Source organism: Pseudomonas monsensis (genome assembly GCF_014268495.2).
Lineage (GTDB): Bacteria > Pseudomonadota > Gammaproteobacteria > Pseudomonadales > Pseudomonadaceae > Aquipseudomonas > Aquipseudomonas monsensis.
Window position 1 is genome coordinate 49,205 of sequence record NZ_CP077087.1, and the last position, 17,354, is coordinate 66,558.

Annotated in this window: 18 protein-coding genes and 1 pseudogene; 2 read left to right on the forward strand and 17 right to left on the reverse strand. The window is 53.3% G+C overall.

The features are described from left to right. Nucleotides 1–57 precede the first annotated feature (57 nt). On the reverse strand, nt 58–441 hold the full coding sequence (locus tag HV782_RS00235) for a helicase (protein WP_025112696.1): 384 nt from the start codon (nt 439–441) through the stop codon (nt 58–60). 519 nt (nt 442–960) lie between these two features. Here HV782_RS00235 and HV782_RS00240 point away from each other — a divergent pair. Beyond that, complete coding sequence (locus HV782_RS00240; protein ID WP_186743949.1) at nt 961–1,332, forward strand: DUF6124 family protein; 372 nt, start codon at nt 961–963, stop codon at nt 1,330–1,332. Nucleotides 1,333–1,388: 56 nt separating this feature from the next. Here the strand turns inward: HV782_RS00240 and HV782_RS00245 are convergent, their stop codons facing one another. The 14 genes from HV782_RS00245 to HV782_RS00310 form a co-directional block, all read right to left on the reverse strand. Continuing rightward, on the reverse strand, nt 1,389–1,829 hold the full coding sequence (locus HV782_RS00245) for a hypothetical protein (protein ID WP_186743947.1): 441 nt from the start codon (nt 1,827–1,829) through the stop codon (nt 1,389–1,391). A 43-nt stretch (nt 1,830–1,872) separates the two neighbouring features. After that, on the reverse strand, nt 1,873–2,631 hold the full coding sequence (locus HV782_RS00250; RefSeq protein ID WP_186743945.1) for a lysozyme inhibitor LprI family protein: 759 nt from the start codon (nt 2,629–2,631) through the stop codon (nt 1,873–1,875). A gap of 2 nt (nt 2,632–2,633) precedes the next feature. Then, nucleotides 2,634–3,482 (reverse strand): tetratricopeptide repeat protein, encoded by an 849-nt coding sequence (locus HV782_RS00255; RefSeq protein WP_186743943.1) that lies wholly within the window; start codon nt 3,480–3,482, stop codon nt 2,634–2,636. Beyond that, nucleotides 3,469–4,017: a hypothetical protein gene (locus HV782_RS00260; protein WP_128614431.1), complete on the reverse strand. Its 549-nt coding sequence runs from the start codon at nt 4,015–4,017 to the stop codon at nt 3,469–3,471. The genes HV782_RS00255 and HV782_RS00260 overlap by 14 nt, the downstream gene beginning before the upstream one ends. A gap of 19 nt (nt 4,018–4,036) precedes the next feature. Next, on the reverse strand, nt 4,037–4,408 hold the full coding sequence (locus HV782_RS00265; RefSeq protein ID WP_128614430.1) for a hypothetical protein: 372 nt from the start codon (nt 4,406–4,408) through the stop codon (nt 4,037–4,039). A gap of 4 nt (nt 4,409–4,412) precedes the next feature. Beyond that, nucleotides 4,413–4,868, reverse strand: a complete 456-nt coding sequence (locus HV782_RS00270; protein ID WP_186744121.1) for a hypothetical protein — start codon at nt 4,866–4,868, stop codon at nt 4,413–4,415. A gap of 86 nt (nt 4,869–4,954) precedes the next feature. After that, nucleotides 4,955–5,464 carry a hypothetical protein gene (locus HV782_RS00275; RefSeq protein WP_150694271.1) on the reverse strand — a complete coding sequence of 170 codons (510 nt, stop codon included), beginning with the start codon at nt 5,462–5,464 and terminating at the stop codon, nt 4,955–4,957. Beyond that, nucleotides 5,461–7,911, reverse strand: coding sequence for an alpha/beta fold hydrolase (locus HV782_RS00280; RefSeq protein ID WP_186743940.1), 2,451 nt, complete (start codon nt 7,909–7,911; stop codon nt 5,461–5,463). The genes HV782_RS00275 and HV782_RS00280 overlap by 4 nt, the downstream gene beginning before the upstream one ends. 9 nt (nt 7,912–7,920) lie before the next feature. Continuing rightward, a complete protein-coding gene (locus HV782_RS00285; protein ID WP_186743938.1) occupies nt 7,921–9,315 on the reverse strand; it encodes a TIGR01777 family oxidoreductase in 1,395 nt (464 codons plus the stop codon). A gap of 204 nt (nt 9,316–9,519) precedes the next feature. Beyond that, nucleotides 9,520–10,887 carry a lysozyme inhibitor LprI family protein gene (locus tag HV782_RS00290; RefSeq protein ID WP_186744119.1) on the reverse strand — a complete coding sequence of 456 codons (1,368 nt, stop codon included), beginning with the start codon at nt 10,885–10,887 and terminating at the stop codon, nt 9,520–9,522. A gap of 46 nt (nt 10,888–10,933) precedes the next feature. Continuing rightward, nucleotides 10,934–12,061, reverse strand: a complete 1,128-nt coding sequence (locus tag HV782_RS00295) for a lysozyme inhibitor LprI family protein (protein WP_186743936.1) — start codon at nt 12,059–12,061, stop codon at nt 10,934–10,936. A gap of 197 nt (nt 12,062–12,258) precedes the next feature. After that, the gene (locus HV782_RS00300; RefSeq protein ID WP_225931044.1) at nt 12,259–13,008 is read right to left on the reverse strand and encodes a lysozyme inhibitor LprI family protein; all 750 of its coding nucleotides are present in this window, start codon (nt 13,006–13,008) and stop codon (nt 12,259–12,261) included. 171 nt (nt 13,009–13,179) lie between these two features. Continuing rightward, nucleotides 13,180–13,791 carry a hypothetical protein gene (locus HV782_RS00305; protein WP_186743934.1) on the reverse strand — a complete coding sequence of 204 codons (612 nt, stop codon included), beginning with the start codon at nt 13,789–13,791 and terminating at the stop codon, nt 13,180–13,182. Between the two features lie 288 nt (nt 13,792–14,079). Then, the gene (locus HV782_RS00310) at nt 14,080–14,583 is read right to left on the reverse strand and encodes a hypothetical protein (RefSeq protein ID WP_225931045.1); all 504 of its coding nucleotides are present in this window, start codon (nt 14,581–14,583) and stop codon (nt 14,080–14,082) included. A 629-nt stretch (nt 14,584–15,212) separates the two neighbouring features. Here HV782_RS00310 and HV782_RS00315 point away from each other — a divergent pair. Next, nucleotides 15,213–15,598 (forward strand): annotated as a pseudogene (locus HV782_RS00315) (DUF6124 family protein). A gap of 84 nt (nt 15,599–15,682) precedes the next feature. On the opposite strand, the gene HV782_RS00320 reads toward HV782_RS00315, so the two are convergent. Both HV782_RS00320 and HV782_RS00325 read right to left on the reverse strand, forming a co-directional pair. Further along, entirely contained in the window at nt 15,683–16,105 is a 423-nt protein-coding gene (locus HV782_RS00320) for a hypothetical protein (RefSeq protein WP_186743930.1), read from the reverse strand. 296 nt (nt 16,106–16,401) lie between these two features. Beyond that, nucleotides 16,402–17,352, reverse strand: a complete 951-nt coding sequence (locus HV782_RS00325; protein WP_186743928.1) for a PoNe immunity protein domain-containing protein — start codon at nt 17,350–17,352, stop codon at nt 16,402–16,404. Nucleotides 17,353–17,354 lie beyond the last annotated feature (2 nt).

Consider the following 17,354-nt stretch of genomic DNA (forward strand, 5'->3'; position numbering starts at 1 on the left):
TGGGGCCGCTGCGCAGCCCATCGGGGATAAATCCCCTCGCCACAACAGCCCTTCTACTCAAGCCTTAGGCTTGGCCTTCCTCGGCTTCAAATACTTCATCAACCCCTGAAACCACATCACCAGCGCCGGATTACCTTTCAGCTGGATCGACTTGTCCTGAATCCCCTGCATAAACGCCAGCTGCTTGTTCTTCGCCTGCATCGTGGCAAAGCCATAACCCGCATCTTTAAACGCAATCGCAAACGCCGGCTCCGCCACCACACCGGACTTGCTGGTGATGCGCTGATTTTTCACCACGAAATGCCGCGCCACTTTCCCGTCCAGCGTCTGCAGCTGAAACACCAGATCCTTGTCACCCAACTGCTGCTGGAACGCAGGATTTGTCCGGCTGGCCTTACCCATCAACAAACCCATCATCCACAGAAGAAAACGAAATTTCATGCGCACAGCCTCAAAAGGAAAATGAACGGCCGGGGGAGTGTAAGGGATTCGGACGATAACGCCAGTATCTGCCGCTGTTGGAAGAGGATGCTGGTCATTTCCCGCACGATGACCGCCAAGTCACGATTCTGCAAGCAACGTCCTACACCTGTTGAAACACATCCCTGTAGGAGCTGGCGAAGCCTGCAATCTTTTGATCTTCCGGCCCGCGAATCTATGGGAAATTTCCTGCAAAGTGCCGGGCTGTCCATGAACTAGGCGAGTTGGTGCGATGTGGATAGGCTCTGTGGGTCGCCGCAAAATCGGTGACTCGGACGTGCAAGTCCGGCTGGAGTGCACATTGGTTATGGCAATTCGCCGAGCGTTTTCCTATGCTCGCGGATCGTTATGGCTGCTGTGTATGGGAGACCTTCGGGTCTGCCGGGTTACTCCACCGGTCTTGCACACCTATGCACAGCTGCCACCACTTTCGAAGTGCGAGCGAAACGGTGTCGGCTCCTTAAACTGGAGTAAGACCGAATGATCAAACCAACACCCAATCCCCCAGAGAATCCAGACGTTTCGCCCTACGAAACTCTGGAATCAAAGAAATTCCACGAAGCCGCCGAGCGCGCCCTCGACCACCACTTCAAGCCGCCCACCGAACCACATACCAAACGCGAAACGGGCCTCTTCAGCCTCTCCCCTGGCACCGACGCCGAGGCCCTCATGGCCAACGCCTCGGAAGACCTGCTGTCCATCAGCGTCATCGCCTGCGACCTCGCCGACGACCTCCCCGGCTCCCGCCGCTCGGTGGCACTGGCTCTCAGCAGAATGGCGGACGGGGTGCGATTGATGGTGGAAGGGATGCTTGATCACATTGAAGCGAAGAGCATGGCGGCCAAGCCGTAGCGAGATTTGCGGATAAAAAAGGGGACGTTAAGTCCCCTTTCTGAATATTCCCTGCTTCACCACTCGCAACCTTTTTCGAGTTTCGCATCCACGTTGTAATCGTTTTTAAACGAATACTTCTTTGCAGACTTGTAATTCGTATACGTCATCGCATCAACCCGGCCACCCTGAGTGACCATCTGATACTCACCTGTCAGTGCGCCATCAACTACTTCAACCCAAGTTGTCGTGTACTGGTAGGGCCGGCCATACACGAGCTCTTCTTGTTCAGTACTGCGATGAACCAGCCCAATAACCTGTTTCGACTTGCTGTACTTGACGCCAGCACCGCTCCATTTGGCGACAGAGTCGTAATAGGTTCGGAATTCAAAATTTATGGGTTTGCCTTCGTAGGAGCGGAAGCAAAAAACTTCGGTCGTGACCTCACTATGAGCCGCCAGAGGAACGAAAACGAGCAACGCGGAAAACAATGCAGACGAAAATTTCAAACCGAACATTCCTTTAGCGGTTTCAGGGGTATCAGCAAACTATTCGGACCTGTTATGCACCAGGCTCAAGCGCGCCACACTTCAGCTCTTTGATTTGCTCGCTCTGAATCGGTATCACACAGGCAAGGCGCTTCTCTCCGAGCCCACGAAGCTCCGTCAAACTGAGCGTCACGTGCAACCCATCCTCGGCAAACGCATGATCCTCAAACCCGGCATCGGCATAGTCCGTCCAAAATGCCTTGCCCTCGAAACTGCAAAAACGCTTGGAGGACAGCACCCTCCAACCGCCGTTGGGCGCCAGTATCTGGACCGTCAGGCATGGGCTGCCAAAGGTGCTGACATAACGTGCCACGACATCGCCGAAGCGCTGGGAGCCGGACAGATACACCTTGTTGAGATCAACTACATTACCCGGCTCATCAGCGACGATCGTGTCCAGATAAGCCGCACGCTCCAGACTCATTCTGGCCACGCAGTTGTTGATCGTCGTGACATGCGCTGCCACCCCAGGCTCGATTTCCGTGGCTTCAAGCGGGCAGGTGGTGTCGCGTAGCTTGATCCAGGCGCGCTGGGATTCTCTGGCCATGGCGACCAGCGCTTTACCCTGCTCAGGGTCACGCGTTTGTTGAGCCTCAAACCGTCCCAGCAGTTTCTTGTAGCTGGCATTGAGTTGCGTGTCGGCTTCCTTGCGGGCTGCCTCCACGCACCGATCGACCTGGGCGCTCACGGTGATTTCTTTGCAGTCGTCCTCGGCCATCGCGCAGGAGGCAAACAGGCATCCAAAGGACAACGCGATAAAACGCGCAAACATGTTCAATTTTTCATTCCCTGAATGACGGATCGCTCAACTACACGTTGAGGTATTTTCTGCGCCTTGCCGACGGCGCTCATCGCGTCGCGGTACTGGCTGTAATAGCGCTGCGCTTCATCTTTGCGATCAAGGCGCCAGAGCGAGTCGGCAATGTTCAACATCAGTACCGTGCGTTTACCGACCGCCTCAACGCCGCGATAAAACTTCAGCGCCAGCTCATCTCTACCGCCCTCGGCCAGATAAAAACCTAGGTCGTTGTACGCCTGAACATTTTGCGCCGGGGGATGGCACGCCATGTAGGACTCGGGGCTTAAAAAGTTCAGGCCCCATTCGATGGATTCTGCGCGGGATTGCGCCGGCTCCATTCTTGAAACATATTTCAGCAAGTCCTTTGGGGACTTCGTCTCCAGGGCAGGAGTGAGCACATCACCGTCTGCGGAAATCCACTGATTGCCCTTCCACTGACCGACACAAAAAGTGGCCCAACGATCAGCGAGCACGCAACCGGTCTCCATGGAGATCACAACGCAATGCTGTTGCGACTCCAGTTTTTCTTCACCATTCTCGAGCGACAACATCCCGACGATCACTGGATCGAGCAGCAGAGTTTTCTTGTCAGGACTGAGCATATTGGAATGCCCATCGGCGCCAATGTCGGCGCCGAAAAGCGGGAAGGTTTTGCCGTTGGCGGTGAACCATGCGGTCGCCGACTCAACGCCGGGCATAGTCCACTTTGTCGCTCGAAACGTAACCGTGTGTGCGTCGATACCGACTATGGGCGGGTCCTCGGCAAGGGCACTTGTGGCGGCAAGAAGGCAGTTGATCATCAACACCCACTTAAGGCTGGCCATAGACGATCCTCTTCACCGCCGGGCTTTCTGACATTAACTGTCTCTTCGTAACGCCATAGGCCTTGATCAGCTCCTCCCGAGATCCCTTCGAGCCAAAAGAGCGTTGGTTATTATCGAAGCTGTATTGCTCCAATCGCCCTGATGTCGAGTAATACCCGTGCCACTCTGGGCAAGAACCACAACCGCCATATCCGCCTATCGAAACAAGACTGCCCTGGGTGCCTTCCACGCAATCCATCGCCACAACAACATTGCTCAACATCTTCGTCTTCGCACCGTCGGAAGTGAGTTGTGAAACTTTGCTGATATCGCGACGAAGCACTTTGCCGCCGATGTTGATGGTTTGGTCAGAGCAAACCGGGATGACGTGGGTTTGCGCACCATCCACCGTCACCGATCGGCAGGACGACACCAACACCACTTCAACACCGCCGCACTGCATGACATCGCGTTGGGTGTAAGCATCCGTCGGCGCGGCGAAGGCTGGGGAAGAGAACAACCATGCCAGGCACCCGGAAAACAAAAGCTGATTCATTGAGAAATCCTTTTCGCCGTTAGCTGGCCTTTTGTTTTGTCAGGCACTTTACATAGCCGTCCGCAAACTTAGCGTCGAATGACAACGCCACCGGTTCATCCAGCTCGGCCGAGGTGTTGAGCAATTCGTGAGTAGCCGGGGTGTATTTGATCCAGCCGATTGTTCCGGTGCCGTCGGTGTCGAAAAACAGCTGAGCGCGCACCACTTCGCCGTCGTCCTCGTCGATCAGCAGGTTGACCTTGTCCTTGCCGACATAACGAAACGGAAAATCGCTGCTCCTGACAAGCTCAGTAAGGTAGCCGTAGCAACTCCCTTCACTGGCAGTCGCGGGCAGTGAATGAGGTAAAAGCGAAAGCGCAATCAGCACAGGCCGAATGAAAAACCAGTTCATCCACTCACTCCTCATCCATCGGCGACGATTCCACGTCGGTCATGCTCAGCAGCCGAAACTCATTGTTCACAAACTCGTAGTAACGATCCCGGTTACCGCTATCCAACGCGTTCCCTTGGACGTCCTCTTCACCGTCGAGCGTGATGCCGGAGACGATGATCAATCGGCTGTCGGGTTGGTAAACCATGCCGAACGTGCTGCCGTCGTAGGCATTCGGCAGACCGCCAACCACTTCACCGGTCTGGGCGTCCAGCACTTCGCCGCAAATCGCGCTACCGCCACAACCGAGCCTGTGCAGGATGTAATGGCCGGCGAAGTTGACCTTGCCTTTCAGGGCTTGCACCCGTGCCTGATCCATTATTGGACTGCTGTTTTCTTGCGGTACCAATTTATGGTTGGGGCCGGTGAAAACTGGCGTGACGGTGTAATCCTTGAAGGTTGGATCGGCAGCGAATGCCATGGACGCGGCAGCTAATATCAAGCTGCCGAGAACAATCGAAAATCCTTTCACGTAGTAACTCCGTAAATGCCGTGGGGACCGTCGGCTTACTCAGCCTGCCCTTCGTAACGCTGTGTCTGCGGGTCGAATTGCCACAGATGTGGCCGGGTCATGGCCTTTTCACCCTTGTAGCGAATCCGCCCGCGCTTGTCCCTGATGTAGGAGTAGATCTCGATGTCCTTGAACTCACCTCCCCCCTTGGCTGGGCCGTCCAGAACTTTGACCCCGGCGAAATAACCGCCGCCCGAATACCTCAAATAACCACGGCACTGGATCAGGAAGGCGAATGTGCTATCCATTGATGAGCCAATGCCGACGCGGGAATTGAAGATGAAGTCTTGGATGCCATCGCCATTTAGATCGCCGCTAAAAACCACGTGGCCCGGATCGATAGAAAACTCTTTTCCATCGAGACTGGAAAGTATGTCTTCCGGATGTTCACTGCTCTGCGACCATTGCGATAAGAAATATTTTGAGTCAGCTTCCTGATTGCAAACATCTGCCGCCATAACTGCTATCGGCAACCAGCTCACACATAACACCAGCAATCGTTTCACTTCATATCCTTCGAATTGATCAATTCCAACTCACCATCCCGATACAACACCTCACACCCCACCCACTCCGGATCCACCTGCGGCATCACCGCCGACGGTTTGCGCAATTCGCGCAACAACGTCGAGCCATGCGACAACCTCCCGCCCATCCGCGCAATCACCGCCCGCGCGGTTTGGTAATGCGCGTGCCGCCCCGGATCGAGGGTGTCTTCGAGCAAGATGTCGGCGCCGAGGATGCCTTGCACCTGCCCCGGATAAATCATGAACCCGGTCGCCTGCTCCGCACCTTCGCGACCGTCCTGCCAAAAGCTGCCATCGCGGGTGCGCACATCGGGGTGCGGTGCAAACCAATGTTCGCGATCCGCCAGCGGCATGGCGTGGTGCAGGCGGAAGAAGATGCGCATCAGATTGTCGCGATACCACTCGCGTACTTGCAGGTAGTAGCCGCGAAGGCCCGGCAGGCTGGTCGCGTTGGCGAGGCGGATTAGCCGTGACCATTGAGGGAATGCCTGTAACGGTAGTTCGCTCGACGCGGGCCGAGGCGTGGCCGGATCGGTTTCCCATGGCAGTCGATGGGGGCTGTTTTCAAGATTGTCGTAAGCGGTCGGCGGGCGCCCCAGCCAATCGCCGCCGCTGCTGGCCAGCGCCGTGGCGATGCACAGATTGCCTTGCACCACGAACACATAAAACCGGGTGAACCAGTCAGCCAGTTGTTGGCCGTCGGCACCCTGGGCGACGAGGTCGGTCAACTCCTGATCGAAACGCTGCAAACCACGCTCAAGCGTCAGCAGATGACCTCGGGCAATGCGCTGCATACGCAGGAACAGCGGCAACGAACGCAGCATCTTCAGCGGTTGCCACGGCAGATGCGGCGTCGCGCCGCCGACTTCACCGGCGTAGTTATCGGCGCTGATGCCCCAGTCGGCCAGCCTTGCGAGGAACAGGTCATTGTTGATGTAGGACGCGCCGCCGAACACGGCGGTGAACGGCTCATTGTCCTGCAACACTCGAGCATCCCAGCGCGCCATGATCGCCGGGATACTCGCTGCCGCGCGGCGTTGGGCGTATTCCACCAGCACGCTCGGTTGCGGCGGCAGGATCTCGGCGATATTGGCGGCGGTCAGGTGGCGGCGCCAGCCGTAATCGCTGATCGGCCGGTATTGCAGCAGCCACAGTTGCGCGCCGTCCCAAGCCCATTCGACGTCGCCGGGCACGTAGTGAAACACGCGCAACACGTCTTGCAGAAAGCGCCAGAGCAGGTCTTCGGTCAAACCGTGGGACGGCGTCAACGTGCCGCTGCGCCACGCATCGCCGAGCCGCGAAAGCGTTGCCCGTGAGGGGCTGACGTGACCGTCGGCCAGCGATTCGAGATGGCCTTCAACCCACTCCAGCTCTACCGAGAGATGTCGCACAAAAGCGATCCCGGAAACGACCGGCGTGATGAAGCGCTGCACCACCACTTCCTCGACGCCTTCGGCCGTCAGTTCGGCGATACGTTTCGGCACATTGGCGGACGGCTCGCGCAGATAGGTCGTGCTCAAACCGGCATTCGCCGAATCGGCCTGATCCTCGCCATAACTGGAGGAGCGCACCGCCCAGGTCACATCAGGTTGGCCAGCGAGAAATGCCGGCAGACGCGAGTCGGTGCAATCGCTGACTGTCAGCGCCGCCGGCACCGCTTGCCGCGCCAGTTCAGCCAGGCGCAACCGCCCACCCTTGGTGTGCGCGACAAACCCGCGCTCGCCCGACTCCAGCCACTGCGCGAACTGCGCGGGCGAGTCGATCCACGGGTAATGACCCCAACCGGGTTTCAGGTTGATGGTCAGATCAGCGCGGGCGAGAATCGCCGACCATGCCGCCGCTTGCTCGATGCCGAGCACCGCATCTTGATCGCCCCAGACCAACTCGACCGGATCGGTGATCCACTCCAGCAGTGGCAACGCGGTATCGGCGCGGATCAGATCCCAATGCGGCACAAACGCACGGCAGCGCGCATAGCCGGCGCCCATGCGCTGGTACTGCGCGGGTGTCCAGGTCTGGTTGGAAAACTTGCGCGCGAACAGCGTGGGCTTGTTCGACAGCAGCCAGTGGATGGTCTTGCGGATCGGCAGCGGCGACATCAGTGCCGGCAAGCGCCGCTGCCACAAAAACGCTCCGACCGGCGCAAGCAAAACACTGCGAGAAAAGTGTCCCGGCCGCCGTTGCAACGCGTGCAGCACCAGCAACGCATTGACCCCGACCGCCATGATCGCGCTGCCCTGCTGCGTCATCGCCAGCAAAGTCTGCGCGTAGTCCGCGAGATCCTCGCAGGGCGGCTGCGGATTGGCGCCGAAGCCCGGCAACTCCAGCGGCACCACGTCGTAGCGCTGAAAGTGCGGCAGCGCGTCATCCCACCAATCGGCGGCGCTGCCGTTGCCGGCCAGCAGATACATCAAGGGCTTGCTCATGGACGATCCTCAGGTCAGATCGCGCAGAGCAGCGTCGAGGGTTGGATAACGGAATGTGTAGCCAGCCTCGGTCAAACGCTGCGGCACCACGCGCTGACCGTCGAAGAACAACTGCGCCATCTCCCCCGCCATTGCACGCACTGGCGCGGCGGGAATGTGCAACCACACCGGACGCTTGAGGACCTTGCCGGCCTGCTCGGCGAACGCTGCCTGACTGACCGTTTCGGGCGCGACCATGTTGTAGGTGCCGCACAAACTGTCGTCGTTGAAAGCCCGCGCGATCACCTGAAGCACATCGTCGCGATGCACCCAGCTCATGATCTGGCGACCATCGCCCATGCGTCCGCCGAAGCCCAGGCGAAACGGAATCAGCAACGGCGTCAACGCACCGCCCGGGCCGAAGACCACACCGAGACGCAGCACCACCTGACGCACGCCAAACTCAGTGGCCGGTTGCGCGGCGGCTTCCCAACGTGCGCAGAGTTCGGCCATGAAGCCGTCGCCCTTGCTGGCGTATTCGTCGAGGTTTTCGCTGGCATCGCGCACGCCGTAGAAGCCGATGGCTGAGGCTTGAATCCATAGCGTGGGTTTGTGCTTGGTGTTCTTCAGCCAGGTCATCAGCGCTTCGGTGGTGCCGACTCGACTGGCGAGCAGTTGGGCCTGACGCTTGGGACTCCAGCGTGGGCCGGCGACGGGGGCGCCGGCGAGATTGATCACTACGTCGAAGGATTCGTCGTGACTGAGTTCGCTGAGCGAATGCACGCAGCGGACGCGGCCGTTGAATAGATTGGCCGCGTTCAACGGATCGCGCGTCAGTACGCTGACCGAGTGGCCGGCGTCGAGCAGTTGGTTGACCAAGGCTTCACCGATAAACCCGGTGCCGCCGGTGATCAGCACGCGTTTGAAAGCGCCACCGGCAAACGGGTTGGATTGGCTCGGAGTCTTTACTGAAGGGGATTTTCTACGGTCATTGCGATAGAGCCAGAATAGCGGTGGCAACAACACCAGCAACGCAAAACCATCGAGCCACAGATGCGACCAGACCTGTTGTTGCGCCGAGAGCCACATGTCCTGCGGCGCCCATAACAGGATGCCGGCGATCAACCATCCCCACACTGCCGGGGCTTTCAAGCGATTGCCCAAGTGCACCAGCGCGAGCATGTACAACGAATAACTTTGCAGCGTCGCGCCGAACAGCGCGAGCCACCAGACTTGTTGTTCGTGGCCGGCGGCGGGCACCGGGTCGGCGCCCCAGAATGCGAGTTCGAGATTGTGCAGATAGCCGTCGAGTAATCCGGAATGCCCGGCCCAGGTCAGGGTGAGACCGGCGAGAATGTGCACGATTGCAGCGGCGTATAGCCAGAGCACTAACGCGGGGCGAAGGGAGTTCGAGGGGGCTGGCATTCCGTGTCCTGAGCGCATTCCTTGGGGGTGGGGAGTTTAAAGGAAAATCGCAGTCGTCAGATGCTCAAGTATTAAACGTTCAAGCGCTGCGGATTCTGGCTCAGCGCATATGAAAACGCGTTAGCCATGGTGGCGGAACGCGTTTGATCACATCGAGGTGAAAAGGCGTCGGGCGCTATAAACGCCCTTCTTCACTTAACCGCACTAAAAGCAGCTGCTGGCCACTATCGGTTCGGCCACTTCGGACTGAAGTCGCTTAATCGCATTGATGCCCGAGTCGTTACCTTTGTCGGCAGCAAGCTGATAACAGGCCAAGGCGCGAGGAGTATCTTTCTTTCCTAGATCGCCGCTTTTCCAATAATCGCCTAACGAAACGAATGCGTGCGTTGATCCCATGGTGGTAGCACGAATCAACTCTTTTTCAACGTCCAGCGGGCGCTGGCAGGGTCCTGAACCGGCCAATTCATTGCCAAAACAATAGAAGCCAGCCAACGACTCAGCACCGCTCGGCGAATCAACGGCTGCTGCTTTGAAAAGAGCCTCAACTTTGCCGTATTCCAATTGCGGGGCCATACCCGACAGACTCAGCCCGGCCGCAGCCGAACTAGATATAGGATCACCTGAAGCGGCCGCGCACAGGTAATTTTCCAAAGTTGCCTCAAAAAGTTCTCCTGTCAGTCGGTATTGCTCAAGGCCGCCCAAGCCAGCAAATCCTTGTCCGCGCTGCCAACAGAAATTCTCCGCACGACTCATTTTCCGCGTACTGGCTACAGAAAGCTCTTTATCAGGAATCGACCAGTCCTCAACCCCATCAAGCGTCCAGCAGGACTTCCGCGAAAAGTTGAAAATCTTGATATTGCTGTTGCCGGCGCGTTTATCCACAACGTTAACGTGGCGGTCATCCACCTTCTCGATCTCTATTCCTTCGACTTTCCCATCTGGCACCGCAGCCATTAAGGGAAACGCCATGTCGCGCCCCACCACTGCAGTGACGTGAGTCACTATCCGTCCTATATCCGACGTCCCCTTCAACACCAATAGCTTCACGGCCTGCGCAGTTAGTCGCTTCTGCGATTCGACATTAGCGGAGAATGCTGGAAGAAACTGTGCAAAGTCTTGCGTAGGACACGAGCCACGTCCAATTGTCGGGCCACTCCCGGTATCGGACGCGATATTGTCCAAAAACACTGAACGGTCACGACTCATACTGGCGATGCAATTGTTCACCGCTGCCACATGCGCCGAAGAGCCCGGTTTCGTCTCCAACGCATCGACCAGACAATCGGTATCGCGCAGCTTGATCCAGGCGCGTTGAGCCTCCTGAACCGTTGCCTTTTGGTTCGCAGCAAGAACTGGATCAGTTTGGTACCCACCCTCGAGCCGAACCATCAGTTCTTGATAACTGGTATTCAACTGCGTATCTGCTGCAGCCTTGGCACTCACAGAACATCTTTCACTCTGCGAGTTCGTAGTGATATTGGCACATGCATCGTCAGCAAATGCATGCCCCCCCAACAGAGATAAACCACCAATCAGCACGGCGGGCAGCACCGGAATAAGATATTTACTCAAGGCAAATTCCAACAATATTTTGCGAAAGTGTATTTTTAAGTCGTGCTTATTCTTCAAGGGAGATAGCCATTTTCAGAGTAGATTCATTCAGATAAACGACTGCTTCGCGCCCATTAATATCGACAGGGGTAGGATTCTGGATCATTCCTTCATCACTAGCCTTCGCAATTTTTGTTAACGTCTTATCCGCAACATTGGCACGCCAAATAGTTTCATCACCATTCTTGAAATAAAACGTCGGCCGTGACTTGCTCCAAATCGGAGCATATATATTCCAACCGGCCTCGGGCCGACCAGCCTGCGCTATCGTTTCATACCCTGAGGTGTGCGAGTAGTACGCTTGCAATTTTCCATACTCACCACCCCAGCCGAATGTCAAACCACTAACAGCATTTTCATCAGTATTTGGCCACTGCTGGAACAGCAAACTGCTTTCCACTGGCGGAGATTTTGAACCGAGCTTATAAACCATCCCCCGCAGCTGATTCTTAGAGAGCTGCTGTCGATAGTAAAACGCCCCATCAAAGATTCCCGCAAACCTTTTCCCTTCGTCGTTTGAACCCAAACTCAGAGCACCATCAAAACCGATATTTTTCGCAATCGTGTGCAATACCGGCCTGTCGTTGCGATCAACGTACTCATATAGATTACCCCGGTACGCAATCATCGCCGCATCAAAATGCCCCTCAAACACGATGACATGCAACATGCCTGAAATTGTTTCAGCTGAGATCAAAAATCGTTCGACAGCCCCTTTTTCATTGGGAAGCCCTGCTAAATCAATGACCTTCCATGAGCGCTCAAACTGTGTGTAGGGTTTATCACCCAACATTAACTTAATATCTTTCTGTTCCGGCCTAGGCGCGATAGAAACCGGTGTGAGAAAGTTTATCTGCTGAATATAAGCGCCCTCTAAACACTCCACTGACTCACAGGAATTACGCTCTGACTCAAGCCAGTCACTTTCGATTATTTGCAAGGCCCGCCGATGTTTTATCGGTTTGAAGACCTCACTGAGTTTTTCGTCCATTGCGGACAAAGAAGGAGAACTACAAATTTTTCTTTCTACTTCCGTCGAAGCTTTGCGACAGTCGAAACTCGCAGAAAATGCGGCAGAACTGAATAGCAAAAAGGTTAACGATAAAAAGCAGAGGAGCGAATGTAAATTTTTCATTGAATCAGCCTTCAAAGAAATTTTCCCACCATCGAAACGGATACGTTTACGCTGCGCCTCAAAATCAAAGAATTTTGGCGCAACAAATAAATCCGTCCCCTTTCACACGTAAAGGAAATAGCGCAAAAAAGAGAAGATAATTTTGTTCATGCTCATCCAAGTCGACGCTTTCGCCCCAATGCTCCGACTTGTCCGTTTCAACGTCTGCTCTTGTCCGGTGCCAAAGCCAAATGGCGAGCACGCTCTATCGTCGCGCGAATTAGGCAGGCATCGGACCACTCACCGAAAACTGATTTACTCGATTTCGGGTCGGACTGGCACTCCGCATCTCGAAATTTCATCCAGGCTCTTTGAGTTTCCCTCAGTGCTTTCTGACCGCTTTCGTCCAGCCGACTCATACGATCCCGATATACAGAGTTCAACAATGCATCCGCGTCAGGAACCATCAGATCAAGAACACCATTTCCCGAGGGAAACCACTCAACGTCCGCCAATGCCTGTTCGCTTTCATTGTTCCAATTGTAGAGGCCGTTTTCTTCGATCTTCAGTGTGGCGAATCGCTGATGGTGATTCGTCGGATCGCTCTCGCTGACCTCCGAGCGATAAACAATTTCCAAATAGATAGGGTCGGTTGTGCGCTGAGGATCATTCAATAGCGTTTGCCGAACAATGGCCCGTTGCTTTTTGCTCTCAGTGATCTCTATCGAAAAGCACGGATCCGGCCCAGGACGTTCTGCGGACACCTTCCTCTCCAGGCATTGATTACGAACCGCCATGGAAGGGGTATCCGAACCGCCACCCACATCGACGACTCTGACAAGCAACCGGACTTCCGGGTCCTTGGAAAAGTCGGCCTGAAGGATGGTGGCAATCATCGTGCCCTCAGCCAAGACCACAGGCGGCAGTATTGAAAGTAAAAAAATGAGGCTGAATCTGAAAATCTGCATTCCTTGGCGTCCGTAAAAAAACTCAGTGATCCGTTCAATTCTGAACGGGCCTGCGACAGAAGATAGAGTGAGAACCGACAAGCGGGCCAGACCTATTTAAGTTCTCAACCAAATTCAAAGCGGTCGAGCGCAACAAATAAATCCGTCCCCTTTTCCTCAGTTCCCTTTTCCTCAAAGACTTTCTCTCATGTCCATGCACTCCTTCGCATCCGCGAGGACCTTGCGCTCACCATTATTGAGGACGCACACAGGTTTTTTGAAGGTGCCTTTCATCCTTTGACAGACAGTGCTACCCGCTTCCTTATAAACACATTGCTCGCCAGAAATGATCAGCTCTTTACCTGGAATCAAAGTCACAACTTTTGTACTTTCAATACGGTAAACGTTTTCGTAAATTGAATCACCGGACTGTTGAATATCTTTATAGGTACCATCCTCCAACTCCGAAGCACTAGCAGGAATGTCTCCGATATATGTGGCCTTTCCACCTTTAGCTACAGCAGAAAAAATCATAACCTGAGCGTTTAGACCCATATCATCACTGGTTGGATAAGAAAATATAATTGCTATATTTTCGGTCCCCGCCACTTCTCTAGCAACATAATCTGACCGACATCCGCGATCAGCATTATCAAGAGAGAAGACTCCCCCTTCAAAAGAAAGAGTCAAGCTAGCTTGATCGGCATTCTGATCAGCTTCTTTACATATCAGGCTATGCTCAGTTGAAGCCGAATAAGCAGCGCCACTATAAATGGATAACAAAAACACCATTGGGCGAATCATTCAAATGACCTCAGTAAAATCTTGGAAGATTATTTATCATTATTCACGAGCCGAGAAGTTCGCGGCAGCCGGCCAAGGGTGAGCAGCATCGGTCCCGACTAAAGAACCGTCATCCCTAATACGTCGAGTCATTTTTGGTATGTCATTAGAGTCGGCAATTCCCAGCAGTTTGTTTTTGACTAAAAATGGGGACAGACCACGTTTTTTCGGATCATTTTTAAAACGTGGTCTGTCCCCATTTCACACAAACTATTTACATAGAATACAACAGTCCATTTTCTCTATGCGCTACCGTGACTCACCTTCATACAGCTTAGTTTCCGGGTTAAAATGCCAAATGTGAGAGGTTGTTAGTGGCTTACCATCCCTGTGCATAATTTGATCTTGCTTATCCCTGTTATAAGAGTAGATTTTAATATCTCTAAATAGACTATCTTTTGGATGAGTATCGAGAACCTTCACATCAGCAAAATACTCACCACCAACGTTTCTTAAAAAGCCACGACATTGAATTAGAAATTCATAAATAAAATCACCGCTCGACCCGGCACTTGAATATGAAAGAAAAATAAAATCTTTCACTCCGTCACCATTGATATCTTCACTAGTGACAACCTTTCCTTCCTCAATTGAAAATTTTTCATCTTCAATTCGAGAAAGCAAATCAAAATCACGTACACCTTCCGTCCACTGGGATAAAAAATATTTAGCACCATCTGCCGGAGCACATACATCTATAGGGGCAGCGTTGACCGTAGCCGCAAAAAATGCAAGCAACAAAAAAAATCTCATATCAATTCTCCATAATGAATGTGTGACGACCAGTCCTAACGGCACCTTGAACTTGACCGGAACCATAAACTATGGTTCCAGTGATCGTATTGCCTAAAATGTGGTCTGTCCCCATTTCACATGTTCATTTCCTTATGAGAGTCGGGTTCACTGCTGTTCCAATCCCGACTTTCTCCAGCAAAAAATCTGTCATCGGTAGGCGTCGGTTACGTGGATAGGCCGTTGTTGTCAGACCGATCCTCTTTGTGTCGCGACTACTTAAACAGAAGTCACGATCTTTCGGTCTCCCGCTAAACGGCTGTCATGTTCGTCGGACATTTCCCGCAAGACGCCGAGCCCTCCATGAACTATCCGACCTCTCTGTTCGCCGCTAACCTTGATTTGTCACCGCAAAAAACGGTGACACGGACGTGCAAGTCCGGTACATATCGCCGCACAAACGCCTAGCCAGAGTTTCGAGCTTTCAAATGCTCGCTATGACGATTTATGGCGGCTGTGCGCGGGAGGTCCCTCTGGGGTCTGCCGGGTCCGATATGCCCGGTCTTGCACACCTGCGTACAGCTGCCACCTTCATTCGAATGCAAGCGAACGAGTGTCAGTCCCTATAAATACTCATATCGGGTGTATCTATGTTCAAAGTAACGCCAAACCCACCAGAAATACTGGCACCCCCGCCGAAGAATCCCTCGACACTGCGACGCTCGACAAAGAAGCCGCCGACCGCGCCTTCGCCCATTACTTCCCACCTACCCACGACAATCCATCCAAACGGCGCAAAGGCAGACTCTTCACCATCTCCACCGGCATTGACCCGGAAGCCCTCCTGGCCAACGCCTCCGAAGACATGCTGTCCATCAGCGCCATCGCCGCCAAATTAGCGGACGATGTCGAGGGCTCGAACCGCTCAGTTGCCCTCGCCCTTAGCCGAATCGCCGACGGTGCGCAGCTCATGGTAGAGCGTGCGCTAGATCATCTGGAGGAGTTGATTGCTACGAGGCAGGAAGCGAAAAAGTAAGAGGTGTCCGTGGGACGGATTAGAAAATAAATCCGCCCCCTTGTCCTTCAAAATTAATAAACTTGTCGCATTAGCTTCCGAAAATTATTTCCAGTCACACCCGCCATCTTCGGAAGCGTCGACTGTTGGATCAAACCTGAACGAGTACTCCTTACCATTCGCTTTTCTATATACCATTGAAACTATAATCCCACCCTGGCTAACCATTTCATATTCACCTGTTACTTTACCGTCCAACACTTCGGACCATGTCCGCGTCAACTGCACCGCTGCTTGAGGATCCAATACCTCCCGTTCGATGTTGCTCAAAACCAATGATATCGGCTGCTTTGATTGTTTATATTTAACAAACCCTCCGCGCCAATCAGTAGAATCATCAGAATAAGTTCGTAGCTCGTATTTTATTTTCCCATCAGGCACAGACACAAAACAGAGCGACTCTGATTTAATCTCACAATAAGCATAGACTGGAAAGCAGAATAAAAACACCGCTAGAAATTTTTTCATTTATATACCTCATGGCTTTTGGTGCACTAATGGCACATCAATGTTATGCGTCACCAAATAAAACTTTTTCTTGACTTTCGGTGGGTGCGGCGGGGGTTGCGGAATCATAATAACTTGACCATTTTGGTCAAGGGCTGGCTCTTTCTGACTGTTTCTACGCCAGTCAAATGTTAATCGCTGTGTATCACTTTTTCTCGGATAATCTAGAAGAATATGCTTGAGGGGAAACCGGGGACAGACCACGTTTTTTGAAAATTACTGAAAAGTGGTCTGTGCCCATTTAATTTATTAAACCTCTACTCCCCTGACCAATACCAAATCGTATCGCCCCATCGCGAATCATCTACATTCGGCATAATTTCGCCCTGCTTGAAGTATCGGCGGGAGTTAGCTTGTGCAGGAGTAAACCAATAACCTTGTTTAGTACATGGCTGCCCCGAGTCAACTCGACCAATCTGCAAGATGCTCGAACCGGTATAGTTTCTAGCATACTCAACCAAGTCCTTCGGATAAACCATATGGTCTATTTTGCTATCATCGATCCCATACAGAAAGGCTATAGCACCCGCTTCAAATGCCCAATACCCAAAGTAACTACCATCATCACCATCGATACTTAAATGGGTGTCATGCCAGTTCGTTTGGAGTTCACCGAAAGTTTCATACCACTGACAGCAATATTCATTTAAAAGTTTAGATGCCCCGTCCTTACTGGAAGCATAAATTGACCTTATCAGCTGCGTATATACTGGATGAAACCACTCATCTATATCAGCCCGTCCTGGCAGATTCTTACGCAATAAGTCTTCGTATAGCGTATCTTCACTATCAAAGCCCGCCGCATCGGTCAAATGTACAAATCTGACCAATAAATCATTGCGATGCAACAGGATACAAAGGCTGGCCACTTGGACAAACTCTTCAAAATCGCCTGGAGAGTCTTCGAGATTGAGAGGCGATATATTTGAAACACCTTCATAATCAGCCAACGCCTTTTGATATATCTCGAAACTCCGAACGACCCTTTCAAGCGGTTCATAAAGCTCTGAAACAGGCTCACCGGCCGTATACCTGATTATCAACGCCTTGAGCGAATCCTGTTTGACCTCAAAAGCCTTCAAAGATGCTTCCTGACCAGGAGAATCCTCTTCCAAGCCATGTGAACTCCAATATGATTCCGATGAATCATAAAATCCGACAAGGTTCTTGTAATAAGTCTCGGTAATAAACGGCTGTCTTCTATTCATAA